Origin of the sequence: Pseudoduganella sp. R-32 (assembly GCF_049913245.1) — a bacterium.
GTDB lineage: Bacteria > Pseudomonadota > Gammaproteobacteria > Burkholderiales > Burkholderiaceae_D > Rugamonas.
Genome location: NZ_CP183987.1, coordinates 3,194,887 through 3,219,623, shown reverse-complemented (window position 1 = coordinate 3,219,623; position 24,737 = coordinate 3,194,887). Strand labels below are relative to the sequence as shown.

The following is a 24,737-nucleotide window of genomic DNA, read 5'->3' as shown; positions in this document are numbered from 1 at the left end:
AGACTGGATGCAACAATCCCACCACTGGAGCAAGCCATGTTCAAGCACATTCTGTTCCCTACCGACGGTTCGCCGGCCTCCGGCGCCGCCCTGCATTCGGCCATCAAGTTTGCACAGGAAGCCGGCGCGCGCGTGACGGCGCTGCACGTGATCCCGGAATTCCACATCTTCACCTACCACCCCGACATGCTGGAAGACACGCGCGGCGTCTACCTGAAGGACAGCGAAGTCCACTCAAGCGCCGTGCTGGACGAAGTATCGAAGGTCGCCAGGGACTACAACGTGCCATGCGACGTGGTGCAGCGCCGCTCCGACCAGCCCTACGAAACCATTGTCGCCACCGCCATCGACTACGGCTGCGACATGATCGCGATGGCGACCCACGGCTACAAAGGCGTGAAAGGCATGCTGCTGGGGAGCGAGACGCACCGCGTGCTGCTTAACACACCGGTGCCGGTTCTGGTGTTCCGGCCCCAGTAAACTGAGGCAAAAACGCCACAAGTTGCCAAGAGATTTATGACGCCCCCGTCACATAAGGCTTTCAAATCCGGACAAATCACCAGAATTGTTCAAAGTGGGACAATTCAAACCGGTATATAAGGCCTGCGTCTTAATCGCAAAGCTTTTCCGTATTTGTCGCCGCTCCCGTGCTGCCGCATATTCTCGCGCATTATCACAGCACGGGGAAAACCATGACTTTCGCATTTTGCAAGCTTGCGATGGCCGCCGCACTGGCAGCCATCGGCACCGCCCAGGCCTCCACCGCCGACCACCACGAGTTCGAAGCCACGCTGCACGCGCCTTACCGCGCTGTCGCCGGCGCCAATGAAGCGCGCAGCTTCAAGCTCGATTTCAGCTACCCTTACGTCAAGGGCGCCCAGTCCGTGAGCTGGGTGCTGGAAGTCGTCGCGCCGAACGGCAGCGTGGTGGAACGCTGGACCGGCGTCGAACGCCTGCAGGACAAGCCTGTCAGCGTCAACGTCGAATGGGCCGGCCGCAACCGCCGTAATGCCCTGCCGAACGGCATCTACAAGGCGCGCCTGCGCGCCATCTCCGAAGACGCGCAGCGCGGCCTGGCCTCGGGCGCCGACGCAGTACTGCGCCGCATCGCCGGCCATGACGGCGAAATCCACGACCAGGAATGGGAAATCGCCATCGGCCAGCAGCCGCAGGCCAAGGCTTCCACTGCGCCGAGCCTGATGTCCATCGCCGCGGCACCGTCGTCCCTGCCGTACACGGTCTACTTCGGCAATATGCACAGCCAGACCAATCACAGCGACGGCGGCGGCGACCTGTCCGCCTGCACCGGCGCACAAAACCCGCAATCGGCTGCCTACGGCCCGACCGACGCCTTCAACTACGCGAAGAACAAGGGCCTGGACTTCCTGATGGCCTCCGAACATAACCACATGTACGACGGTTCGGACTCCACCAATACTTCCGCCGACCCGGCCAAGGCCAGGGCCCTGTACCAGGCCGGCCTGTCGGAAGCGGCCAGCTTCAACAGCGCCAACCCGAACTTCCTGGCGATCTACGGCATGGAATGGGGCGTCATCAACAACGGCGGCCACATGAACATCCTGAACTCGAACGAGCTGCTGGGATGGGAGAGCAACAGCTCCGGCCAACTGATCGCCGACACCTACACCGCCAAGAACGACTACGCCAGCCTGTACACCCTGATGCGCCAGCGCGGCTGGCTGGGCCAGTTCAACCACCCGTCGTCCAGCGGCCAGTTCCTGGTCAACAGCGTGCCGCTTGGCTACACTGCTGACGGCGACGAAGCGATGGCGTTGTGCGAAGTGATGAATACTTCCGCTTTCTCCACCAACACCACCGAAACCGAAACAAGCCGCAGCAATTACGAGGGCGCCTGCAAGAAGGCGCTGGAAGCCGGCTTCCACGTCGCCTTCAGCACCGACCAGGACAACCATTGCGCCAACTGGGGCGCTTCCTACACCAACCGCACTGGCGTGCTGATCCCGAACGGCACCGCGCTGAGCACGGCCAGCTTCATGGACGCGATCCGCGCCCGCCGCGTCTTTGCGACGATGGACAAGACTTCGCAACTGGTGCTGACCGCCAACGGCCATGTCATGGGCGAGCGCTTTACCAACAGCGGCCCGCTGAACCTGGTGGCCAACTTCACCAGCAGCTCCGGCAAGACCGTATCGACCTCGGAATTCTACGAAGGCGTCCCGGGCCGCAATGGCACCGTCACCCTGCTCGCCTCCAGCGCCAACACCACCATCACCCCGACCGACGGCGCCCACTTCTACTACGCCAAAGTCACCCAGGACGACGGCAACATCCTGTGGTCGGCGCCGGTCTGGGTGACGCAGCAGGGTTCCACCGGCGGCGACACCGTGGCGCCTGCCGTCAGCGCGTCGAGCAGCGGCAGCAGCGGCACCATCACCTTCAACGCCACGGCCACCGACAACGTGGGCGTGACCAAGGTCGAGTTCTACGTGGACGGCGCGCTGAAAGGCAGCGACACCGCTTCGCCATGGTCGTATGCCTTCAACTCCACCGGCGTGAGCAACGGCACCCACGTGCTGACCGCCAAGGCCTTCGACGCCGCCGGCAACAATGCGACGTCTTCGGCGGTCAACTTCAGCGTGAACAACACTACCACCACGCAACAACTGGTGCTGAACAGCGGCTTTGAATCGGGCAGCACCAGCTGGAGCGCGAGCAGCGGCGTGATTACCAACGATTCGTCCGTCTCGGCCCACGCCGGCACCTGGAAAGCCTGGATGAACGGCTACGGCAGCGCCCACACGGACACGCTGTACCAGCAAGTGAGCATCCCGTCGACCGCCACCAGCGCCACCCTGGGCTTCTGGCTGAAGATCACGTCCGACGAAACCACCACGACCCAGGCCTACGACACGCTGAAGGTTCAGGTGCGCAACAGCAGCGGTACCGTGCTGGCAACGCTGGCAACCTACTCCAACCTGAACAAGGGTTCGAGCTACGTGCAGCGCACCTTCGACATGAGCGCGTACAAGGGCCAGACCGTGCGCGTCTACTTCGAAGGCGTGGAAGGCTCCACCGTCGCCACTTCCTTCATCGTGGATGACGTCACGCTGAACGTGCAGTAATCCTGCTCAGTTGCGGATCTCGCGCAAGCCCTTGCCAAGCTTGCGCCGCAACAGCGTGCGCAATGTGACGCCGTCGCGATAACCCACCTGCTCGGCGATGCGATCGACGTTCTCGCCGCTGGTCTTGAGCAGGTGGACTGCGCGTTCGATGCGCAAATCCTGCACATAATTCACGGGCGTCTTGCCCAACACCTCCTGCAGGCGCCGCGCCAGCGTGCGCTTGCTGGTTGCCAGCGCCGCTGCTGCCGCCTCCAGCTTGAATCCCTCCGCCAGGTGTTGCCTCACCCAACGGTCGAAACCCGCGACCAGCGGATCGGCATTGGCCAGGTGGTCGGAAATCACATAGGCCGACTGCGCCGGCCGTGCATCCACCACCAGGTAACGCGCCACCATAGCCGCCAGTTCCGGACTCGCTTGGCGGATCAGGGCCAGCGACATGTCCAGGTGGCTGAGCGCCGCCCCCGCCGTGACGAACCGTCCCGATGCCACCACCATGCGCTGTGCATCCAGCCGCACCAGCGGATAACGCTGGCGGAACATGGGCGTCAGCCACCAGGTCGTCGTCGCTTCCTCGCCATCCAGCAGGCCGCTTTCGGCCAGAACGAAGGTGCCGATGCAGGCGGCTGCAATGCGCACGCCCTGCCCGGCCAGTTCACGCAGCGCGTCGCCGGCATCAGCCACTTCCGCCGACGACAGGGCAGCCTCCAGCGGCACAGGCATCTTGTGCCCGATGGCGGGCAGGATCAGCAGGTCCGGCACAGGCGCCGATGCCAAAGGCTGCACCGGCAATTGCATGCCCTGGGCGCTGCGCACTGCGGGGCGGATGCCGGCCAGCGTCACATTGAAGACCGGCTGCGGCGCCTCCAGCATGGGCGCAAGCTCATTGGCCGTGGTGAAGGCGTCCAATACAGCGGCAAGCCCTGTGTCGAACACGCTGTCTAGCGCGAGCACGGTGATATTCATGGCGCGATTGATACCAAAGATGTCAATCGCGCCAATTTAACCGCATGCGCAGCGCCAGTAAAGTACCTCCTTCGCAGTTTCGCGATGATTTCAACAAGGAGATAGACATGATCAAGTACGCACTGTTCGCCCGTTTTGAGGCCAAGCCAGGCAAGGAATCCGCCGTTGCCGACTTCCTGCACACCGGCCTGGCGCTGGCCAAGCAGGAAGCAGGCACCAGGTACTGGTTCGCCCTGCGCCTGTCGGAGCGCGTATTCGGCGTGTTCGATGCATTCGAGACCGAGGAAGCGCGCCAGGGCCACCTGAACGGCCCGATCGCACAAGCCCTGATGGCGCAAGCGCCGGAGTTGTTCGCCACCCCGCCCAGCATCGAGCCGATCGAGGTGCTCGGCCTGAAAGCGGCGTAACTACTGGTCGTCGGAGGAGACGAAGTTGTACTTCTTCTTCAACTCCTCCACTTCCGCCTTGTTGGTTTGCATGAAGCGGCGGAATTCCTCCACCACCTTCGGATATTTGTGCGACGACAGGTACCACTGGCCGGAAGCATGCGGCAAGTCCGGGTCGTACAGCACCGGCACTTGCGGCAGCTTGCGAATCTTGGTCCAGTAATGACGGGCGATGCGCGTGTTCATGTAGGCGCCGTCGACGCGCCGCATGATCAGCTTTTCGTACAGGGCATCGTAATCGGCCGTCTCCTCGATGCGCAGGGAACCGGCCGACATCAGCTGCTGGTAAGGGTAAGGCGTGAAGCCCAGCGGAATGCCGAGGGTTTTCAGGCGGCCCACGCCCTTGCCCAGGTTTTCAGGCCGGACCAGCACGCCGTCGGTAAATTCCAGTACCGGCGCGTAGCTGATTTTCAGTTCCTTCTTCATCTCCACCACCCAGTTCGGGTTGTCCGGAAACGACAGGTCGACCTGGCCGTCGACGAACAGACGGTCGCGCCGCTTCAGGGGATAGGATTCGTAGGTAAAGGTGTAGCCCATGTGCCGGGCGAAGGCATCGAGGATGTCCTTGCCCAAGCCGCCGTACACGCCGTTCTTCACTTCCGAATACGGCAGCCAGTTCTTGTAATCCTCAACGCCTACGGAAAAGATCTTCTTGTCGGCCGCCTGTGCGGCGCCTGCCAGCAGCAACCCGGCCAACAACCCTCTCCACATGGCGCACCCCCGTCATTCAAGCTGGTAGGCGTAGATGTTGACGACGTTAAACGTGGTGTCGGGCACGTACACGCGCCGGTCGCGCGCGTAGATGAAGAACGGCATCCAGACGCCGCCTACTTCGGGATACTTCTTAAATACAAGCTCTCCCGTTACGTATTCTAGCGTGTCCTCGCCAATGCGGAAGATCTTCAGCGCACGGTTTACCAAATCGTTGACAATCAGGTGTCCCTCCTGGTCCACGCACAGGCTGGCCGGCAGGTAGAACTTGTCGGCATCCTTTTCCAGGTCGTCGCAATAGCCCGCGCGGCCATAGCTCCACAGGCTGTTGCCCTGCCGGTCGAAGACACGGATGCAGTTGTTGAACTGGTCGCATACGAAGACGCGGTCCTGGGCGTCGATCGCCACGTCGCAAGGAGCGAAGCTGGCCAGCGGCTCGCCGTCTTCCATCCACTGGAAATTCCTGACGAAGGAAACCAGGCCGGAAGGCTGCAACTGCCACATCGAGATGCGGTTGTTCAGCGAGTCGGCGATGTAGATTTCGCCATGGCTGTTCACTTCCAGTCCCTGCGGCGCCTTCAGCGTGCCGTTGCCGCCCAGGCCCTCGCGCCCGAACGGCAGGCCGTAGTTCAGCAGGTGCCCGCCCGGCCCGAACTGGAACATCGATACCGTGCAGGCGTTGAAGTTGGTGACAAAGACCAGCGGCGTGCCTGGACAGATTTGCCCGAGCAGCGGCTGCGAAGGGTAATACACCGCCATCGCCAGCCCGCCCGGCATGAAGAAGCCGCGCATCATGTCCTGCAGTTGCGCGATCGGGTCGGCCGAGGTGTTGAAGGTCTTCATGCACCAGTTGCCGGAATCGATGTTGTAGGACGACGTGGCGGCCCCCGCCAGCGGATCGAGGCGCGCATGGTGCTTCAACTGGTCGTACCAGTACTTGTAGATGTTGGCGGTGGCGCTGGCCCAGCTGTCGATCCAGTTCGATTGCGGCAAGGTGCCGCTGCCTTCGCGCTTGGGGTCGACCCCGATCACCGCCGTCATGCAGTTGAATTGGGAGGTGACCGCCTTTGCCGCCTGGTTGTCGCGCCGGTGGCCGACCGCATCGAGCAGGATCGCATCCTGGTCGCCGCCATCGCGATCGGGCGCGATGCGCATCTTCAGCACCGTGGATGCAAACGGCTCGGTCACGTAGTAGACGTTGGCGTCGGCCGCGGCGCAGATCTGGTATGGCCCGACGAAGACGGCATCTTCCAGCGAACCGTACACCAGGTCGGAAATCGAATGCGCCACTTGCGGCTTGTGGTTCCACAGCGGCAGCATGCCCTCGACCACCGTCAGCAGCTTGCCGTCGGTATCGTAGACCGTGATCGAATCCTCCACCTGCCCCGGCACGAAGATGCGGTCATTGATCACGCACACCGAGCGCATGACGTTGAACTTGCCGATGCCGGCCGGGTTGCCGAAACTGTGCAGCAGCGACGTCTCGCCGGGGCATTGCACGCGCTCGTCCTTGATCGGCCAGGCGGTATCGATCTTCAGCACTTCGTAGTGACCGGTGTTGGCCAGGTACAGGTTGCCGCGCGAGTCCGACGCCAGGCCCTGTGGCCACAGCAGGTCGTGCACGCTGTTGGCATCGTCGATAGTGCGGAACTGCAGCACGAATTTGCCCTCTGGCGTGAACTTGACGCAGCGGCTGCGGTCATCGCCTTCGGTGTGGAAGAACTCATCGCACACGTAGACAAAATGTTCGCCGCCGGCCTCCTTCACGAAGGCGATGCCGTTCGGATCGCTCAGTGGCACAAAGCCCTTGCCGTTGATGACATCGGCCGCGTCGCCGAAAGCGAACTGGAAGTCGACCGAGTGCTCGTCGTATTCGAATACCACGATGCGGCCATTGCCCATGTCGGTGCAATACATCAGGTCCTGTTCCGGATGCGGGCAAAGATGGAAAGGCATCAACAGGCGGCGCGCCTGCTCGCTGCCCTCGCCCGGCGTGTCGATCACGTGCAGCAGCGTGTTCAGGTCGGCGGTGAACACCAGCACGCGGCTGTTGCCGGTATCGCACACCCAGACATGGTCGTAGTGGTCGCGCGCGATGCCGACCGGGGAATTCATGGTGAAGTCGTCCGGCAGTTCGCCGCGCGCCGTGGTGCCCGGCATGACGAGCTCACCGTAGTGCGTAATATGATGAAATTTGCTCATGGCCATCCCTGCCTGTTTATGGAGCATTCCAGTATCCGGGTCGCCCGGAAAATAGGCAACATTGGCAGGAAAGCCCTTAACGGCAAGGACGGCGAGCTATCAAATGGCTAGGAGAGTGGACTCAAAATGGTACGGTAGCGGTGAACCAGGCGCGCACGTTGGATGACTTGCCATCGGCATCTTCCCCCTTCGCCCCCGGCGCCGGGTTACGGCCGATCTTGCGCGCCACCTGCAACTGCAGCACGGTACCGTTCACGCCGCGCCAGTTCGCCCCCAGGCCCGCGCCTTTGAGGGTGTAGCTGTTGCCCGGCCCGTTTTCGGCCAGCGCACCAGCATACAGGCCCTTGTTCAGGCGCACATGGCCAACGTCCACGAAGGCCGACAGGTCGGTGCGCAGCTGCTGCAACTCGTAGTGCAGCTCCGTGGCCAACACGTGTCCTTCGTCGCCGCTGGCCTCGCCTGCCGGGTAAGCGCGCACGCGTCCCGGGCCACCCAGCGAAATTTTCTCGCCCGATTCCAGGTTGCGCGACGCGAACTGCCCGCTGGCGTTCAGCAGCAAGCCGAAGTTGCCGGCCAGGCGCTGGAAACGGCCGAGCGAATAAGCCAGGTGGGAAAAACGGCCCTCCGTGCGAGCGCCGACGGCATCGGCGGCGGCCGACGCGGCGTTGCCGCCGAGATCCAGGTGGCCCAGGCTGAGTTCCAGGCTGGCCTGGGTCATGGCGTCCTGCTCCTGGCGGCTGAAAGTCACTGCCATCGGCAGTACTTTCACATGCTTGTCGCTGCTCTGCACGCCATTGGCAAAGTTCTCGTAACGCTTGTCGTCAAAGCCGGTGCGCAGCTGGACATTGGTGCTGCGGCTGCGCAGCAGCGGATAGGTGGCGATCAGTTGCGCCACCGACGCCGTGCCGTGCGCGTCCAGCGCCTTGAAGTCCTCGCCCAGCTTGTAGCGCATGCGCGAGAAGGCGGCGCCGGCTTTCAGGCCTTTGAAGCCCATCGGCGCCACATAGCCTGCGCGGCCGTAGCGGAAGCCGTCGCCGGCGGTAGAGGCGAGCAGCGACAACTGGCCGCCATGGCCGCCCAGGTCGTTCAATGCAGCGTTGCCGGTCAGGCGCGTGGCGCCGGTATAGCGATTGCTGGAATTGTCCAGGCTCAGGGCGCCGCTGGCCAGCGGTCCTTCGCTCAATTGCACGGCCAGGTCCGACTCGCCAAGGCCTTCTCCCTGGCTCAACTCGGCACGCGCGCCCATGCCCGGCAAATCCTGCGTCAGCAGCAGGGCGCGCTCGAGGCGCTGCTCCTGCACCGGCTGGCCCGGCGGCACCAATGCATCGAGGTAGCGCCGCGCGATCTCCGGCCGCAGGCGTACAGCGCCGTCCGGCACCAGCCGCAGCTGGGAAATCCTACCTTCCAGCACCTGGATGGTCACCTCGCCACCGCCGATTTCCTGCGCAGGCAGGACTGCGCTGGCGACGAAATAGCCGTGCGTGCGGTAATGGCTCGTCACCGCGTTGCACGCCTGCTGCAATTCGGCGAAGCTCAGTTCACGCCCGGTAAACGGCGCAAGGACGCGCTGCAACTCGGACGGATCGAAAGCACTTGCACCTTGCAGCGCAAAGCGCCGCACCATCACTTTCTGCGCACCTTCCAGGGCAAGGCCCGGCACGGGGGCCGCATCCGGCACCACTTTTCCGGTCGCCGACGGCTGGCGCACCAGGGCCGGCGGGCGGTTCTGTTCGAGGATGCGGCCAGCGTCCGGCAAGGCTTGCGACTGTGCCAATGCGAGGGCCGGGGCGCCGAGGATGGCGAGCGCCAGGCTGTTCTTGGTATGTTTCTGCACTTCTTGTTCCCTGCTTCTTATCAGTTAGGTGCGCCGGCGCCGTTCACGCCGCCGCCGCGTACCGTTACGCGGCTGCCGCCGCCGATGGTGTACTCACGCGTTTCGCCCGTGTTTTGCGGCGTGGCGGCGGCTGCATTGTTCGCGGCCCGCACTTTCGCGCGCTGCAGCAAGTCCGACAGCCAGCCCCACTTGTCCAGGGTCGCCGTGCCGCCACCGCTGTTGACGGCTGCGACCGGCGCCTCGACCAGGGGATCGCTGTCGCTGGCCAGTTGCGTCCACACGTGCGCCCCCTGCCCCAGCGAGCCTTGCTGCCCTGGCAAGGACTGCCTTGCCGTATTGCCGATGAGGTTCCCGATCTGTTGCGGCACGCGTTTCACGGTCATCACGCCGTTGACGTAATTGACCGCATAGTTGGCCAGGCTGTTGCCCTCAATGACGATCGCATAGCCGCCAGGAGCCGACTCGCGGGCCGCAGCGGTGCTGGTGCGCACATCACCCAGCAACGCGGCCGTATCGCCGCCAACGAAGCCGCTGGCCTGCCACGTCAGGGACGGGTTGCTCTCGCCATAGGCGCGCACCTGGTCGTCCGCCTTCACGATCAGTTGCGCCTGGGTGATCGTGCCGCGGGCAATTACCGAGCTGTCTGCCAGCACATAGTTCGATGCCAGCCCGCTGCCATCGGCAAGGCGGTAACCGCTGGCAATCACCTGCTTGCCGGTGCCGGCGTTGCGGTTATCGAATTGCACGCTCGCCGGCCCGTGCAGCGACAGGCTTTCGCCGTCGACCAGGCCGGACAAGGTCCCGACGTTCGACAGGACGGCATTACTGCTGCCATCATAGGCCTTGTTCGCCACGCTCACGCCACTGATCGACACCTGGCGTGGATCGATGCGGCCCGCCAGCGTCACATCCGCCGGCAGCACGTAGTTCGACAGGGCGGTGCCGGCGTTGGCGTTCACCGCTCCGGGGGCCAGATTTGCCTTGACGCTGCTGGCGCCTGCCACGTTGGCGCTGTTGTATTGCCCCTGCAGCGCACCGACCGAGGCCCCCTCGCCGGCTGCAAAGCCAGCCAGGCCGACCTGGCCCGCCGCCACCAGGGCTGAGGTGCCGCCGTCGTACGCCTTGCCCGCAACGCCGTTGACCACGGCAGCCAATGCCTTCGGCGTAATCGACGCCACGGTAGTTGCGCTATTGTTGCTGACTACATAATTGCCGGCATCCGCGCCGGCCAGCGCGATGCCGGAAACGGAAATCGCCTTGCCGTTGCCCGCGTTCTTGTCTGCGAAACCGGCATTGCCGCCCACCTGCAGCCGGTCGCCTGCAAGACGGTCGTCGGCAAAGGTCACGCTTGCAGCCAGCGAACCGTCGTACACCTTGTCCAGGCCGGCCGCGCTGACCACCAATGCGCGCGGAGCAATGCTTGCCGTTGAATTGGCAACGAAGGATACGGCGTAATTGCCGGCATCTGCGCCACCGAGGCTGAGGCCGGACAGGACCACTGCCTTGCTGCTGCCGGCGTTTTTGTCGGCAAAGCTGCCTATGCCTCCAGTCAGTACCAGCTGGTCGCCTGCCACACGGTCATCCCCCAGCAGGGTCACCGAGGTGGCGGTGCTGCCGTCGTAGACCTTGTCGGTTGCTGCGACGTTGGCAGTCAGGACGCGCGGCGTAATGGCGCCAGTACCGGCCAATGTGGTGGAAGCCAGCTGATAATTGCCGGCATCGCTGCCGGACAAGGCTAGCCCGGTCACTGTCAACGCCTTTGCGATACCGGCATTCTTGTCGGCGAAACTGCCGCTGCCGCCGATTGCCAGCACGTCTCCCGCCACGCGGTCGTCCCCGAAGCTGGCCGCTATCGCGGTGCCGCCATCGTAAACCTTGCTTCCCTGCGCGCTGACGTTGAGCGTGCGGGGCGTGATATCTGCCGTGGCGCTGACGCTATTCGAAGCCAGCGCATAGTTCCCGGCATCGGCGCCGGACAGCACCAGGCCGCTGACAACGACAGTCTTGCCGCTGCCCGCGTTCTTGCCTGCGAAAGCGGCATTGCCGCCCACCGACAGCTGGTCGCCAGCCAGGCGGTTGTCGGTAAAGCTTGCGCTGGCGGACAAGTTGCCGTCATACACCTTGTTCGAAACCAGCGTGCCCACCGTCAGCGAACGTGCAGTGATATCACCGGTGGCAGCGGCATTGGAAGATGCCAGCACATAGTTGCCGGCATCGGCGCCGCCGATGGAAATGCCGCTGACGCTGATCGCTTTGCCAGTGCCGGCATTCTTGTCGGCGAAGCTTGCGCTGCCATAGCCAAGCGAGATCGCATCGCCGGCCACACGGTCGTCGCCCAGCGTCACGGCAGCGGCCATGCCCTGGTCATACACCTTGTTGACACCGGTGGCCGTTGCGTTCAGGGTGCGTGCGCCGATGTCGGCCCTGGTGGCAAGCGAGCCCGATGCCAGCACGTAGTTGCCGGCATCGGTGCCGGACAGCGTAATGCCGCTCACGCCGACATCCTTCGCGATGCCCACGTTCTTGTCGGCAAATGTCGCGTTGCCGCTCACCGACAGCACGTCGCCGCCGACGCGGTCGTCGCCAAAAACCACTGCCGCAGCGCGGCTGCCGTCGTACACGCGGTTCACGCCGGTGGCCGTCACCACCAGCGTGCGTGCCGCGATATCCGCGATACCAGTGACAGTGCCGGACGCCAGCACATAGTTGCCCGCATCGGCGCCGCCCGTGATGGAAATGCCGCTCACGTTGACGGTCTTGCCGGTGCCGGCATCCTTGTTGGCGAAACTGGCGCCTGCGCTGCCCAGCGACACGATGTCGCCGTTCAAGGCGTCGCTTGCCAGACCGACTGCCGCATCGCTCGTCCCGTCATAGGTCTTGCCGCCGCCGGTCATGCTGACATTCAGCGTGCGGCGCACGATATCCGCCTTGGTTGCGGCCAGGCTGGACGAGAGCACATAATTGCCCGCATCGCCCCCCGACAGGGAAATGCCGGTCACGCTGACATCCCTGGCGTTGCCCGCATTCTTGTCGGCGAATGCGGCATTGCCGCCGATCGATATCACATCGCCGGCCACGCGGTCGTCGCCGAATGCCACCGTAGCAGCCTGCGTGCCGTCGTACACCTTGTTGTGGCCGGTCGCCGTCACATGCAGCGTGCGTGCCGTGATCGCGGCCGTGGTGCTGGCAGTCGGCGCGGCCAGCGAATAGTTGCCCGCGTCGGCACCGGTCAGTACCAGGCCGCTGGCCGTAACGGTTTTGCCGGCGCCTGCGTTCTTGTCGGCGAATACGGCATTGCCCGAAACCGTCAGCACGTCGCTGCCAAGCCGGTCGTCGGCAAAGGTTGCAGTTGCCGACACGCCGCCGTCGTACACTTTATCGGAGGCGCTGACGCCAACCACCAGCTGGCGCGCCGTGATACTGGCCGTGGCCGAAGCGGAGGTCGATCCCAGCACATAATTGGCCGCATCGGCGCCGGACAGCGAAAGGCCGCTCACCTGCACGCCCTTGCCGGCACCGACGTTCTTGTCCGTGAATTCAGCACCGGCGTAGTTCACGGCAAGCGCGTCGCTGCCCAGGCGATCGTCGCTGAACGAGGCATTGGCATTGGCCGAGCTGTCGTACACCTTGTCGGCGGCTGCGGCGTTCACGTGCAGCATGCGCGGCGTGATGTCGGCGCTGGTGGTTGCGGTGGTCGCGCCAAGCGAATAGTTGCCGGCGTCGGGGCCGGACAGCGACAGGCCAGCGACCGTCACGCCCTTGCCGTAGCCCGCGTTCTTGTTGAAGAACTTGCTGGACGTGTAACTTGCACTCAACTGGTCCCCGGCAATCCGGTTATCGGCCAGCGTCACGGATGCGGAATCCAGGCCGTCGTAGACCTTGTTGATGCCTGTCGCCGTCACGCTCAGCTGCCTCGGGGTCACTGTCAGCTGGCCGCCGCCATTGAACGTGATGTTATAACCCAGTTTGCTCGCCAGGTCGCCCTGGTTCAGGGCATAGGTGCCGGCGTTCCTGGTAAATCCGGTAGCGCCGGCAGAACCCGTAAGGTCGTACGAGTCGCCATCGATATAGCCCTTGACGTTATTGGCAAACGCCGGCAAGGCACCTGTGCCGTCGTACACCCTGGATGCCGATTGCGGAGTAACGACGAGGGTTGGCGATTCCTTGTACATGAACCAGTTGCCGCCACCGGCCGTATAAGCCGGCGCGACGGTGTCGTACGCCTGGTTGTAGTGCTTGCTGTAGCCGCTCATGCCCTCCAGCGTATTCTGGGTTGTATCGGAATACACGTGGTAGTAGCCGTTGACGCCGCCCTGCAGCGCGCTGCTGCCCGCGTTGTTGATGAAGCTGCCGCCCGAGGAACCATGGGCAGCCACGGTGACAGTCACGCCGCTGCCAGCAGAACCAACCAGGCTGCCGCCCGCGTTGATCACGATATCGCTGCCTGCGCTCGTCCCGCGGTTGATCACCGTAACGCGCCGGCCGCTCACTGCGCCGCCAACGGTGATGTCGCCGCTGTCATGGTTGGCCTGGCCGGCGCCCGTATGGATGGTCATGTTGACGTCGCCGGCGCTGATGGCTGTGCCGTCCGCCACCGTGATCGCCGCCTTGCCTGCGCTGCGGTAGCCGTTGACTACGCCGGCGGCGGTACCGGCATTGGCCACGACGTCAAGCGCGCCGCCCATCGTGATGTCGGACTTCAGGTCGATGCTGCGGCCAGCCTGCAGGGTCAGCCGGCCATTGCCTGCGGCATTGATCGCGTTGCCCGCATCCCAGGTGATGTCGTTGTTCGCCTGCAGCGTGATGTCCGTGCCGTCGGCCAGCGCCGCTGCAAGCTTTTGTGCGTCCACTGCGGCGTTGACGCCCGCCTTGGGATAGCCTTGATTGAATGCCAGGGACCCGCCGGCCGGGGCCGGCAGCAGGCGGAACAGGCTGACCGCGCCGGTCCACGGATCGTTGCCGTCGGCCGCACTGGCACGCGGCTGCGCGATCGCCATGGCGTCGCCGGCCCCGTTCATGGCGACGGCAAAGCCGAAGTTGCCGAATTCGTCGATATCCAGGCTGGCATTTGCGCCCTGCAGGTATTCGCGCCCGATGACCGCGGTCACGGCAGGGGATACGAAGTTGCCGCTGTAATCGATGATGCGCACCGCGCCCGGACCGGTGGTCGCGCTGCCAAGTCCGCCATTGCTCGGCGAACCGACTGCCAGTCGCGTACCGGCATCGTTCATGGCCAGGGAAGCGCCAAAACTTTCGCCTTCGACCAGGGCGATATCGAGCTTGCTGCCGCCCTGGCCGATCGTGCCGGCCAACACCGGTGTATCGAACGGCGTGGTGTACAGGTAAACCGTTCCGCGGGCATTATTCTCGCCAGGGGCTCCGACTGCCAGCTGGGTGCCGGCATCGTTCAGCGCCACGGCCGTACCGTACTGAACGTCGGGCGCCGTACCGCCGCTCAGGGTTTGCGCATACGCAAAGTTGCCTGCCGTGGACTTGTACAGTTCAACCTTGTTGTTGTACAAGGCGCCGACTGCCAGCTTGTCGCCGGCCCCGTTCAGGGCGACCGACACGCCGAAGGCATTGCCGCCCTGGTCGACAGCCGTGATGGTCTGCTTCAATGCGGGCGCCGTGAAGCCGCCGCCGAAGGCGAAGGTATAGACCTTGCCCGCCAGGTCTTCGCCCAACGCGCCCACAGCCATGACCGTGCCGGCGCCGTTCAGCGCGACCGCGGTACCGAAGGAATCGTTGCCGGTCAGCTTGGCCGACATATTGTAGTTGTTACCCCCGGTGTAGCCGTAGCCGATGGTTCCCGCCAGCGTGCCGCCGCTGAACTTGTCGTCGCTGAAGGTGAACAGGCGCACCGCGCCATAGGTCACCCCGGCAGCGCCGCCGTTGCCGGCGTCGAATGGTGCGCCAACGGCCAGCCCCCTGCCGTCGGAAGTGAGCGCCACGCTGGAGCCGAAGGTGTCGCCTGTGTTCAGGCCGGCCACATCCTGGTTCTTGCCGCCGCTGAAGCCCTTGCCCATTGCCGCCTCGAAGGTCCACTGGTTGGCGAAACTGCCGATCACGATATTCTTCGGGTCCAGCAGCAGGCTGCCGCCTTTGCCGATCTCGAGCCGCTCCAGGCCCACATGGCGCAGGTCCTCATGCGAAGAGATCTCCACCGCGCCGCCGCGCGACTGGCCGCCGGCCTTGACGGCGCCCAGCATGGTGGTCTGCCGGTCCGACCAGACAATCGCGGTGCCGCCCTGGCCTGCCCAGCCGCGCGCCGAGACGTCCAGCACGGTGCTGTCGTTGAGGAAGGTGGCGTCGGCATTGCCAATGCCGGCCGTGCTCCCCCAGCGGGCGGTAAAGCGATCCGCATCCGGCGCATCGTCGCGCCTGGCGCCGCCCTGGAATGCGCCGCCTACGCGTACCAGGCCGCCCTGGGTGGCGCCCGAAGCATCGACTGTGGCGCCCATCAGGCGCACGTCGGCGCCGCTGATGTCGACGCGGCCGCCTTTGCCTGCGATGCCGCGTGCCGCCTGGCGGCCGGAAGACAACAGGCTGCCGCCCGCGCGCAGCGACACGGTGCCGCCGTCCGTTGCGCCGCTGGCGTCGGCCGACGCCGCATTGCTCTCCACCAGGCTGGCGCCGGAGGACAGGCTGATATTGCCGCCCAGCCCGTTCCTGCCCGCAGCGGACAAGGCCGACGCCGCAGACAGGTCGCGCTCCGCCTTCACTTCAATGGCGCCGCCACGCGCGCCGTCGCTGCGAACGGCGCCATCGAGCGCGACGAAACCGCCTTCGACCTGGATCCTGCCCCCTTGCCCCCGGCTGGCCGAAGCATCAAGCTGGCCTGCGTGCACCTGGCCGTCGCCGACCAGGCGGATCGTTCCGCCGTCGGCAAGCAAGCCTCGCGCCTGTACCAGGCCGGCGTTATTGACGGTGGAGCGCGCCAGCGCATCGGCAGCTTTGGCTGTCAGCACCACCTGGCCGCCGTTGGCTTGCAGTAGGCCCTTGTTTTCAGCCAGCGCATCAAGCGCGCCCTTTTCCACGCGCACGGCAATCAAGCCATCGCCGCGGAAGTCCAGGCCGATCGCATTGCCCGCCGCCAGCGCAACGCTGCCGCCCTGCGCCTTGATGGCGCCGGTATTGGAGACTGCCGGCGCCAGCAGCGCGACAATCCCGCCGTCGGCATTGATGCTGCCCGCATTGCGCACGGCGGCCATGCCGCTGCCGCTGAAGTTGTAGCTGCCCGACAGGAAGGACTGGTCCGAAATGCCAAGGCTGGTGGCAACCAGGCCGCCCACGTTGACCTGGGCGCCAGCGCCGAACAGCACGCCCTGCGGATTCACCAGGAACACCTTGCCGTTGGACGACAGCCTGCCGAAGATCGCGCTTGCCTCGCCGCCCACCACGCGGTTCAATGCCACGGCCGATGCGTTGGGCTGGTTGAAACGCACCAGTGCCTCGGCCCCGATGTTGAAACCCTGCCAGTTCATGATCGCCTGTTGCGTGGCCTGGCTGACAGTCATGCTGTTGCCCTGCACAATCACGCCCGCCTGGCCGGCCACCAGCTGCATGCCGCTCGGCAGTGCGTTGGCCGGCGGCGCCCCGGCATTGGCCGCTCCCGCCATCGCGAGGCTGCCCGCCAGCACGGCGACGGCACGGCGGCGAACGCCGCCCTTGCCATGGCTGCGCGAGCCTTCGGCAACGGCGACCCAGCAGCGGTGCAGCGTGCTCCAGACGAGGCGGTAAAAACGGTTGGCGGAGGCGTGTTTGTGCATGGTGTTTCCTTAAACGTGCAGGTTGAAGTCGGCGCGCAGCGTCACGCGGGCGCCCTGGCGCGCCGCCGGCTGCAGGTACACCAGCTGGCGGCCTGTCGCTTCATTTTCGATTTCATAGCTGCCTGCCTTGACGGCCGGCTGGGCGGCGGCAGAGAACACCACCGTAAATTGCCTGGCTTCCGCGCCTTCCGGTGCGAGCCTGGAACTCACAACCGCCTCCACCATGATGGGCAACGCGCGGTACTCCGGATGGTTCAGCCAGAACTGCCGGCCCACCAGGCTTTCCGCGGCGCCGCGGCTCCAGGCAAAGCCGCTGCCGCCCTCTTGCGCGCGCACGGCCGGGGCGCCCAGGCCAAGGCCCGCCGCCAGCAAGGATCCGCCGCCCGCCTTCAACAGGGTGCGCCGGGAAGTCACTCGATCAGTCATCATTGTTCTCCCATTCCATGGTCCGGTGCATGCCGGACATTCCAGTTTCCTTGAAGCCGAGGCGCCTATACAGCGTCCCGGCCCGATTATTCAGTGCTACGTGCAGGCGCAGCGGCAGTCCCGCGCCGCAGGCTTCGCGCTGCAGGCCGTGCAGCAGCACGCTGCCGATGCCGCGTCCGCACCATGCCGGCAACAGTGCAATGTCGACCAGCCAAAGCGCCCCGCCCGACTGCGCCAGCACCATCCGGCCGACTGCGGCGCCTTCGCATTCAACGATGTCGAAGCGGGCGTCCGGAAAGTCTTGCAGGTATGAGTGCCGCTGCGCGACGAACTGCATGTCGAGCAAGGACTGCAGCATCGGCTGCGCCAGGCCGGGCAACTCGTGCAGCCGCACTGCGCCGAACAGCCCGCGCAGGAACTCGTGGTCCCCGCCCGACTCGGGGCGCAACGTCACGTCCATCAGGAACGCGGCGGGAACACGCCCTGCAACGCGATACAGAACGCCATGCCCAGGTAAGGCTGGCAATTGTTATGCGGCTGGCTGCCGCCGGCCATGGCCAGGACATCCGGGCGCATCGGCTGCATGCCGCTGGTGGTCTTGCTGTACACCTGGTTCGACACCGCCGATTTGGCAAAGCCGCTGGAAGGGCCAGGAGCCATCTGGTCGGCCGCCACCGTCGTCGCCTGCAGATTGTGGCTATGCGCCGGCACTTCCGTTTCCTGCAGGGTGACGTATGCACTGCCGCCGCTTTCGCCAAGGTAGCGCGGCGACAGGCCAGCGCCCTGGCCCGGATGCAGCGGCGTGCGCCCGTTCAGGTCGGGCAAGGCGAAGGTGCTCTTGCCGTCGCCGCCGTAAGTGGTGCCCAGCAGGGAAAACAGCGCCGTGTTCTGCGCGATGGACATGATCTGGCCGTCGCACCTGGCCCAGCCCTGCGGCACGACACTGCCGGGGAACATGCGGATTTCTGCTACAAATGCTGACGTCATCGGACGCTCCTCAGTTAGGGTTCGGGAAGACCCCGTACAACGAAATGATGAAATGAAGGCCCAGGTACGGCGCCATGTTGTCGTGCGGCTGCGAAGCGCCGGCCGGGGTGATGGCGTTGGCGGCCATGGGCTGCACATTGTTGTCGGAACGGCCGTAGATGGCCGAGGCGCTCGTCACGGTCGCGGCGGGGAAGCCGGTAAAGTTGGTGAAGGCCCCGCTTCCGCGCTCGCTGCTGCCGACGATGGTGTGCGTATGGTTCGGGATCTGCTGCACGGTCAGGGTCACCGACTCGGCGCCGCCCTTCTCGCCGATCTGGATGCTGCGGCCCGACAGCGTGCCGTTGTGCACCGGCACCCGCCCCTGCATGTCCGGCAAGGCAAAAGTACTCTGGCCGTCGCCGCCATACGTGGTGCCGATCAGCTGGAACAGCGTCTCGTTTTCAGAAATAGCCATCAGCTGGCCGTCGCAGAAGGCCCAGCCGGCCGGCGCGAAATTACCGGCAAACAGGCGAATTTCGCCGACATAGGGATCCGACATGATCGCCTCCGATTAAGTAGATGAAGGAAATACGCCCTGCAGCGCAATGATGAAATTCAGCGCCAGATAGGGTTGCGTGTTCTCGTGCGCCTGCGAGCCGCCGATGCTCGACACCTGGGTCGGTACCAGGCCGACATTGGGGCTGCCGTTGAAGACATCGGCACTCAGGCGGCCCTTGCGCGCCAACAGCGCGCCATTCGGGTCGCTGCTGCTGGCCAGGGCCGTACTGGCGTTCAAGCGATGGCTGTGGGCGGGCAGCTCGGCCTGGGTCAGCGTGTGCGCAAACTCGCCTCCCGCCTGGCCGCGCATCATGGTGTCGCCGTCGTGCACCGGCATCCGGCCGCGCAGGTCCGGCAGCGCGAAATTGACCCGGCCGTCGCCGCCATAGGTGGTCCCCAGCAGGGAGAACAGGGCCTGGTTTTGATTAATTGGCAATAATTGCCCATCGCACTTCGCCCAGCCTTTGGGCGCATAGTTAAATGAGACGAGCCTGATCTCGCTCAGGTATGGCTCTGCCATAAGAACTCCTGGTGGGTTAATTGTTAAATGTGGCGTGGTATTGCACACGGCTGCCATCGCGGCCAGCCGGCCGGATTGGCCGGCGGCGCGACTTCCGGCAGGGTCAGCGTCAGCGGGGTAGCGGCGATGGAGAATGCGGCCCCGAGGCGGGCCTGGAAGTAGCTTACAACTGTCGACACGGCAATCCTGATTGCTTTCTAATATTGAAAAAACTTCACATTGTACGATGAAATTTCCTTAAGCTGGATTACATTTTTGACATAAACCGATATGGTTTTGCTACAACAACGGTTTCAAATAGTGAAACGCAAGTGATTGCAAAGTTTATACTTGCCGGGATGTAGTCCGTCTCCCTACGGCGTGAATCGTCATGAACCGTAATTTCCTGGCCACCTGTTTCGGCGCCTCACTTGCCATTTATGCACGGCTGGTGTACGCCACCTCCACAGTCGTCATCGGGGCCGAGGATGATTGGGCCCCCTATTCGTCGGCGCCCCGGCAGCACGCGCAGGGATTCGCAGTGGACGTGGTGCGCGAAGCCTTTGCCCTGGTAGGAGTCCAGGTCGAGTTCAGAGCCCTGCCCTATTCGCGCTGCATGGCTGAAACGCGTACCGGCCAACTGACAGCATGCTTTGACGCGGTGCCGAATAGCCTGATCAGGCCGCATTACCTGTGGCCGCGGATGCCGCTGTTTTCGACCCGTATGAATATCTACGCGCGCTCGGGCTCGATCCAGCGTGGCCTGCGCGCCAAAGACCTGGAGGGACACACCGTCGGCGTACAGCGGGACTATGAGTACGGTGAGGAATTCGACGTCAACACGCGGATCCGCCGCCGCGTGGTGGACAAGAACGAATATGGATTCCGCATGCTGATGGCCAATCGCATCGAGTACATGGCGGCCGAAGAGCGTATTGCCAACGCCCTGTTCCGCAGCAAGCCAGGTGAATTCGCCGGGCGTTTCACGCTGGTGGGGACAGTCGCTACCCCCGACCTGTTCATCGCTTTCAGCAAGACCGCGCCGGGCAGCAGCGAGATGCTGGAGCGATTCAACCAGGGCTACGACAGGCTGCTCAATTCGCCGCGCTACAAGCAGATCGAAAACCGGTGGTTCAAATGACCCGCTCGATCGCCGCTCGCCTGTTGCGCATCATCTTCGGCTGCTACTTCATCGTGACGGTGGTGGTGACCGTTATCCAGCTCACCGCGGAGTACAGGCATACCCGTACCCGCGTCGAGAGCGAAATCGAAGCCATGCAGCACACCTTCGGCCCCGGCATCGCCGACGCCATGTGGCGCTTTAACGATGACATCATGCGCGGCATCCTGGCCGGCATGAAAGAGCTGCCGATCGTGGTGGGGATCAAGGTCGTCGACGACCAGGGCAAGCTGGTTCGCGCTGTCGGCACCGTGCTCGACGACCAAGGCAGGCATATGCAGGCCCAACCCGACGGTCGCCTGGCGCCGCCGTCGGGCAACGACGGCCTGTTCGGCCAGATCTTCAGCCGCGAATTCCCGATTTCGTACAAGCTTGAAAACGGCACGCCGCAGGAAATCGGCAAGTGGACAGTCTATTCCAACCGGCGCATCATCCTGGGCCAGGTCGAATACGGCTTCTTCCTGATCCTGGTGAATTCAGTGATCAAGACCCTGGCGCTGTGGTTCATCTTCGTGCTGGTGGTGCGGCACTGGCTGGGCAAGCCGCTGCAGCAACTGAGCGACTATGTCGGCCACCTGAACATCGACAATCTTGGCAGCACGCCGCTGCAGCTGCAACATGGAGGCAACACGGAACTGGACCTGCTGGCCAACAAGATCAACGAAATGCGCGAGAACATCCTGACCGGGCTGTCGGAGAGGGCCGTGCTGTACGAAGAACTGGCCGTCCTCAACGAATCGCTGGAACGGCGCGTGGCCGAACGCACCGAAGCGGCGCGGCATGCGCAGGACGAACTGGCGCGCAGCGAGCGGCTGGCGGCCCTGGGTTCGATGGTGGCCGGCATTGCGCATGAACTCAACACGCCGATCGGCAACAGCCTGGTTGCCGCCAGCACCCTGCACGACAAGATCGATGCACTGGGCCGGCGTTTCGAGGGCGGCCTGCGGCGCTCGGACATGCAGCAGTTCCTCGACGAAGCCGACGGCATCGGCCTGCTCCTGACGCGCAACATCGAGCGCGCGGCCAGCCTGGTATCGAGCTTCAAGCAGGTGGCTGTGGACCGCACCAGTTCCCAGCGCCGCAAGTTCGACCTTGGCGCGGTCATCCAGGAGAACATGAACACCTTGTCGCCGGTGCTGCGCAAGACGCCCTACCAGATCACGGTGGACGTTGCTGCCCTGGTGGCGATGGACAGCTACCCCGGCCCGCTGGGCCAGGTACTGGCAGCCCTGGTGAACAACGCCATCATGCACGGCTTTTACAATCGCGATCACGGCCGCTTGTCGATCACCGTGCCGGTGCCTTCCGGCGAGCAGGCCGAGATCGTCATCAGCGACGACGGCGCCGGCATCGCGTCCGGCCACCTCAATCGCATCTTCGATCCCTTCTTCACCACCCGCATGAGCGAAGGCAGTTCAGGGCTGGGCCTGAACATCGTGCACAATATCGTCACCACCATCCTGGGCGGCAAGATCCACGTCGACAGCATGCCCGGCGTGGGCACTACCTTCCGCATCACGATCCCGCTGGATGCGCCGATGCACCACGAAGAACCGATTATTCCGCGGGCCTGAGCAGGACCGGCACTTCCTTGAAGGCCGGCGTGGCCGAACCGCGCGCCACCAGCTCCGGGGAAATCAGCGGCGTCAGTTCGGGGAAATAGCCGAACACGTCGCCATCGGGCACGTCATACTGCACCAGCTGGTAGCCGCTGCATGTGCGCGCGATGCCGTCCGGGGATGCTGCGTGCACGTCCACCAGTTGGCCGTCGCGCAGGCCGAGGCGCGCCATCGTCGCAGCGGAAATGAACAGCACCTTGCGCGTGTGGTGCACGCCGCGATAGCGGTCCACCTCGCCCGTGGTGTCGCGATAGACGGTGGTGTTGTACTGCCGGTGCGCGCGCACAGTGGCCAGGCACAGTACCTCGTCGCCAAAGGATGCGCGGGCACGGCCCATGATGGTGTCCTGCGGCAGCGCGATAGCGGTGAATTGCGCCTTGCCGCTGGCAGTCTTCCAGTCGCGGTTGCGCGCGCTGTTCGGCAGGTGGAAGCCGCGCGGCTGCGCGATGCGGTCGTTGTATTGCTCAAAGCCCGCCACGGCGGTGCTGGCGACCTGTTCGATCAGCGACCGCGTCACGCGGTAATCGCTGCCCATGGCCTGCCAGTCGATGCCGGGCGTCGGCGCGCCTGCCGCCAGCGTATGGCGCGCCAGCTCGGTGACGATATGCGGCTCCGAACGCAGCTTGGCGCTGGCCGGGTCGCTGCGCCCAGCCGAGGCGTGCACCATGCTGGCCGTGTCTTCCACGCTGACGAACTGGCGGCCGCCCTGCTGCTCGTCGCGCTCGGTACGGCTCAGGCAAGGCAGCAGCAAGCCGACCTGTCCCGGATGCAGGTGGGTGCGGTTCAGCTTGGTCGCGATATGCACCGTCAACTGCAACCGCTCCATCGCCTGCAGCACGCGCGGCGTATCCGGCCCGGCCACGGCAAAATTGCCGCCCAGGCCAAGGAAGGCATGCACCGAGCCGTCCATGATGCCCTTGATGGCCGCTACCGCGTCGAGGCCATGCTCGGCCGGCGGCGTAAAGCCGAACACACGTTGCAGGCCCTCCAGCCATTCCTTCTTTGGCCGGTTGGTCACGCCGACAGTGCGGTCGCCCTGCACGTTCGAGTGGCCGCGCACCGGCATCAGGCCGGCGCCCGGCTTGCCCACATTGCCGCGCAGGAGCATCAGGTTGACCAGCATCTGGATCGTCTCGATCGCATGCTCGTGCTGGGTCAGGCCCATGCACCAGGTGGCGATGGTGGCCCTGGAGGCGATATAGATTGCCGCCGCCTTTTCAATCTGCTCGCGCGGCAGGCCGCTATCCTGCTCCACCTGCTGCCACGACTGCGCACGCACGGCGGCGGCGAATTCACCGAAACCGCTGGTGTGGCGCGCGATGAAATCGCGGTCCAGCACCTTGCCGCCCGCATCCTCCGCCTCCAACACGGCCTTGCACATGCCGGTAATGGCCGCCAGGTCGCCGCCCACGCGCACCTGGAAATACTCGCTGGCGATGCGGGTGCCGCGGCCGGTCAGGGTCTCGAGCGGCGATTGCGGATCGGCGAAACCGCGCAAGCCCGGCTCCAGCATCGGGTTGAAGGCAGCAATGCGGCATCCGCGCAGCGAAGCTTCGCGCAAGTCGCCCAGCATGCGCGGATGGTTGGTGGCAGGGTTCTGGCCGAATACGAAGATCGCCTCCGCATGCTCGAAGTCCTCGCGCGTGACGGTGGACTTGCCCACGCCCAGTGTCGTGCCCAGCGCCATGCCGGACGACTCGTGGCAGTAGTTGGACGAGTCGGGCATGTTATTGGTGCCGAACGCGCGCGCGAACAATTGATAGGGGAACGCAGCCTCGTTGCTGCTGCGGCCAGACGCATAGAACACGGCGCGGCCCGGCGCATCGAGTGCACGCAGCGCGCCCGCAGCGAGCTTGAACGCCTCATCCCATTCGATTTCGCGGTAGGTATCGCTGGCACGGTCGTACAGCATGGGCGCGGTCAGGCGGCCAAAACCCTCCAGCTCCCACTCGGCGCGGGTACGCAGCGCCGCCACAGGATTGGCCGCAAAGAATTCCGGGGTGGCGCGGCGTGCCGTTGATTCATGCGCAATCGCCCACGCGCCCTGTTCGCAGAAATCGACTGCCTTGTCCTTGGGCGAATCCGGATAGGCGCAACCCGGGCAATCCACCCCGCCCGGCTGGTTCAATTGCGGCAGTACTTTCAACGCCGGCAGCGGGCTATTGCTGCGCAATGCCTTGGCGGTGCCATGCAGCGAACCAAGGCCGCCAGCGGGTTTGTCGTAGAAGCGAATCGGATGCTGCACAAGAATCTCCGGCCATTCTGTCAAGCCCGCGATGTTAACATATGAAAGTCGGGGTCAGGTCTGGCAATCGGACAAAAAGGCGCACGAGCGTTCAGAGAATGGCGGATTGCCAGACCTGACCCCGACTTTTGGCTTGCTACTGTTGAGTTGCCTTGTGACAACGGGGCCTGCGGTGCGGTAGCTGGGACGGTCGTATTTGATTTATACTTCGCCTG

17 protein-coding genes are annotated in these 24,737 nt (G+C 64.5%); 5 read left to right on the top strand and 12 right to left on the bottom strand.

The genetic code is table 11. From position 1 onward, the window contains the following. Positions 1-36 precede the first annotated feature (36 nt). Positions 37-480, top strand: a complete 444-nt coding sequence (locus tag ACN9MU_RS14760; protein ID WP_426171681.1) for a universal stress protein — start codon at positions 37-39, stop codon at positions 478-480. A gap of 212 nt (positions 481-692) precedes the next feature. Further along, positions 693-3,104, top strand: a complete 2,412-nt coding sequence (locus tag ACN9MU_RS14755; protein ID WP_426344791.1) for a CehA/McbA family metallohydrolase — start codon at positions 693-695, stop codon at positions 3,102-3,104. Between the two features lie 6 nt (positions 3,105-3,110). On the opposite strand, the gene ACN9MU_RS14750 is transcribed toward ACN9MU_RS14755, so the two are convergent. Continuing rightward, positions 3,111-4,067: a GlxA family transcriptional regulator gene (locus tag ACN9MU_RS14750; protein WP_426171678.1), complete on the bottom strand. Its 957-nt coding sequence runs from the start codon at positions 4,065-4,067 to the stop codon at positions 3,111-3,113. 107 nt (positions 4,068-4,174) lie between these two features. On the opposite strand from ACN9MU_RS14750, the gene ACN9MU_RS14745 reads away from it, so the two are divergent. Continuing rightward, the gene (locus tag ACN9MU_RS14745; protein ID WP_426171677.1) at positions 4,175-4,474 is read left to right on the top strand and encodes a putative quinol monooxygenase; all 300 of its coding nucleotides are present in this window, start codon (positions 4,175-4,177) and stop codon (positions 4,472-4,474) included. Here ACN9MU_RS14745 and ACN9MU_RS14740 read toward each other — a convergent pair whose 3' ends face one another. The 10 genes from ACN9MU_RS14740 to ACN9MU_RS14695 all read right to left on the bottom strand — a co-directional run bounded on the left by ACN9MU_RS14740 (position 4,475) and on the right by ACN9MU_RS14695 (position 19,678). Further along, complete coding sequence (locus ACN9MU_RS14740) at positions 4,475-5,209, bottom strand: substrate-binding periplasmic protein (RefSeq protein WP_426171675.1); 735 nt, start codon at positions 5,207-5,209, stop codon at positions 4,475-4,477. Positions 5,210-5,236: 27 nt separating this feature from the next. Next, entirely contained in the window at positions 5,237-7,426 is a 2,190-nt protein-coding gene (locus ACN9MU_RS14735) for an NHL repeat-containing protein (protein WP_426344790.1), read from the bottom strand. A 121-nt stretch (positions 7,427-7,547) separates the two neighbouring features. After that, positions 7,548-9,260: a ShlB/FhaC/HecB family hemolysin secretion/activation protein gene (locus ACN9MU_RS14730; RefSeq protein ID WP_426323272.1), complete on the bottom strand. Its 1,713-nt coding sequence runs from the start codon at positions 9,258-9,260 to the stop codon at positions 7,548-7,550. A gap of 20 nt (positions 9,261-9,280) precedes the next feature. Further along, complete coding sequence (locus ACN9MU_RS14725; protein ID WP_426344789.1) at positions 9,281-17,029, bottom strand: YDG domain-containing protein; 7,749 nt, start codon at positions 17,027-17,029, stop codon at positions 9,281-9,283. Positions 17,030-17,038: 9 nt separating this feature from the next. Further along, positions 17,039-17,458 (bottom strand): DUF6916 family protein, encoded by a 420-nt coding sequence (locus ACN9MU_RS14720; RefSeq protein ID WP_426171667.1) that lies wholly within the window; start codon positions 17,456-17,458, stop codon positions 17,039-17,041. Next, positions 17,448-17,915 carry a GNAT family N-acetyltransferase gene (locus tag ACN9MU_RS14715; protein ID WP_426171665.1) on the bottom strand — a complete coding sequence of 156 codons (468 nt, stop codon included), beginning with the start codon at positions 17,913-17,915 and terminating at the stop codon, positions 17,448-17,450. Before ACN9MU_RS14715 ends, ACN9MU_RS14720 begins: the two co-directional genes overlap by 11 nt. Continuing rightward, positions 17,915-18,442, bottom strand: coding sequence for a phage tail protein (locus ACN9MU_RS14710; protein WP_426344788.1), 528 nt, complete (start codon positions 18,440-18,442; stop codon positions 17,915-17,917). Before ACN9MU_RS14710 ends, ACN9MU_RS14715 begins: the two co-directional genes overlap by 1 nt. Positions 18,443-18,452: 10 nt before the next feature. Next, entirely contained in the window at positions 18,453-18,980 is a 528-nt protein-coding gene (locus ACN9MU_RS14705) for a phage tail protein (protein ID WP_426171663.1), read from the bottom strand. A 12-nt stretch (positions 18,981-18,992) separates the two neighbouring features. Then, positions 18,993-19,499, bottom strand: a complete 507-nt coding sequence (locus tag ACN9MU_RS14700) for a phage tail protein (protein WP_426171661.1) — start codon at positions 19,497-19,499, stop codon at positions 18,993-18,995. A 23-nt stretch (positions 19,500-19,522) separates the two neighbouring features. Further along, the gene (locus ACN9MU_RS14695; RefSeq protein WP_426171660.1) at positions 19,523-19,678 is read right to left on the bottom strand and encodes a hypothetical protein; all 156 of its coding nucleotides are present in this window, start codon (positions 19,676-19,678) and stop codon (positions 19,523-19,525) included. A gap of 191 nt (positions 19,679-19,869) precedes the next feature. Here ACN9MU_RS14695 and ACN9MU_RS14690 point away from each other — a divergent pair, with 191 nt between their 5' ends. Then, positions 19,870-20,619: a substrate-binding periplasmic protein gene (locus ACN9MU_RS14690; protein ID WP_426323266.1), complete on the top strand. Its 750-nt coding sequence runs from the start codon at positions 19,870-19,872 to the stop codon at positions 20,617-20,619. Then, complete coding sequence (locus tag ACN9MU_RS14685; protein ID WP_426171657.1) at positions 20,616-22,232, top strand: sensor histidine kinase; 1,617 nt, start codon at positions 20,616-20,618, stop codon at positions 22,230-22,232. The genes ACN9MU_RS14690 and ACN9MU_RS14685 overlap by 4 nt, the downstream gene beginning before the upstream one ends. Here ACN9MU_RS14685 and ACN9MU_RS14680 read toward each other — a convergent pair. Next, the gene (locus ACN9MU_RS14680; RefSeq protein ID WP_426344787.1) at positions 22,216-24,522 is read right to left on the bottom strand and encodes an FdhF/YdeP family oxidoreductase; all 2,307 of its coding nucleotides are present in this window, start codon (positions 24,520-24,522) and stop codon (positions 22,216-22,218) included. The two genes, ACN9MU_RS14685 and ACN9MU_RS14680, sit on opposite strands and share 17 nt — an antisense overlap. Positions 24,523-24,737: the final 215 nt, after the last annotated feature.

What these genes read in the sequence shown, in the direction of transcription:
- ACN9MU_RS14760 (WP_426171681.1), top strand. Translation starts at nt 37, where the DNA reads ATGTTCAAGCACATTCTGTTCCCTACCGACGGTTCGCCGGCCTCCGGC.
- ACN9MU_RS14690 (WP_426323266.1), top strand. Translation starts at nt 19,870, where the DNA reads ATGAACCGTAATTTCCTGGCCACCTGTTTCGGCGCCTCACTTGCCATT.
- ACN9MU_RS14725 (WP_426344789.1), bottom strand. Translation starts at nt 17,029, where the DNA reads ATGCACAAACACGCCTCCGCCAACCGTTTTTACCGCCTCGTCTGGAGC.
- ACN9MU_RS14705 (WP_426171663.1), bottom strand. Translation starts at nt 18,980, where the DNA reads ATGTCGGATCCCTATGTCGGCGAAATTCGCCTGTTTGCCGGTAATTTC.
- ACN9MU_RS14745 (WP_426171677.1), top strand. Translation starts at nt 4,175, where the DNA reads ATGATCAAGTACGCACTGTTCGCCCGTTTTGAGGCCAAGCCAGGCAAG.
- ACN9MU_RS14700 (WP_426171661.1), bottom strand. Translation starts at nt 19,499, where the DNA reads ATGGCAGAGCCATACCTGAGCGAGATCAGGCTCGTCTCATTTAACTAT.
- ACN9MU_RS14715 (WP_426171665.1), bottom strand. Translation starts at nt 17,915, where the DNA reads ATGGACGTGACGTTGCGCCCCGAGTCGGGCGGGGACCACGAGTTCCTG.
- ACN9MU_RS14750 (WP_426171678.1), bottom strand. Translation starts at nt 4,067, where the DNA reads ATGAATATCACCGTGCTCGCGCTAGACAGCGTGTTCGACACAGGGCTT.
- ACN9MU_RS14685 (WP_426171657.1), top strand. Translation starts at nt 20,616, where the DNA reads ATGACCCGCTCGATCGCCGCTCGCCTGTTGCGCATCATCTTCGGCTGC.
- ACN9MU_RS14720 (WP_426171667.1), bottom strand. Translation starts at nt 17,458, where the DNA reads ATGATGACTGATCGAGTGACTTCCCGGCGCACCCTGTTGAAGGCGGGC.
- ACN9MU_RS14735 (WP_426344790.1), bottom strand. Translation starts at nt 7,426, where the DNA reads ATGAGCAAATTTCATCATATTACGCACTACGGTGAGCTCGTCATGCCG.
- ACN9MU_RS14710 (WP_426344788.1), bottom strand. Translation starts at nt 18,442, where the DNA reads ATGACGTCAGCATTTGTAGCAGAAATCCGCATGTTCCCCGGCAGTGTC.
- ACN9MU_RS14755 (WP_426344791.1), top strand. Translation starts at nt 693, where the DNA reads ATGACTTTCGCATTTTGCAAGCTTGCGATGGCCGCCGCACTGGCAGCC.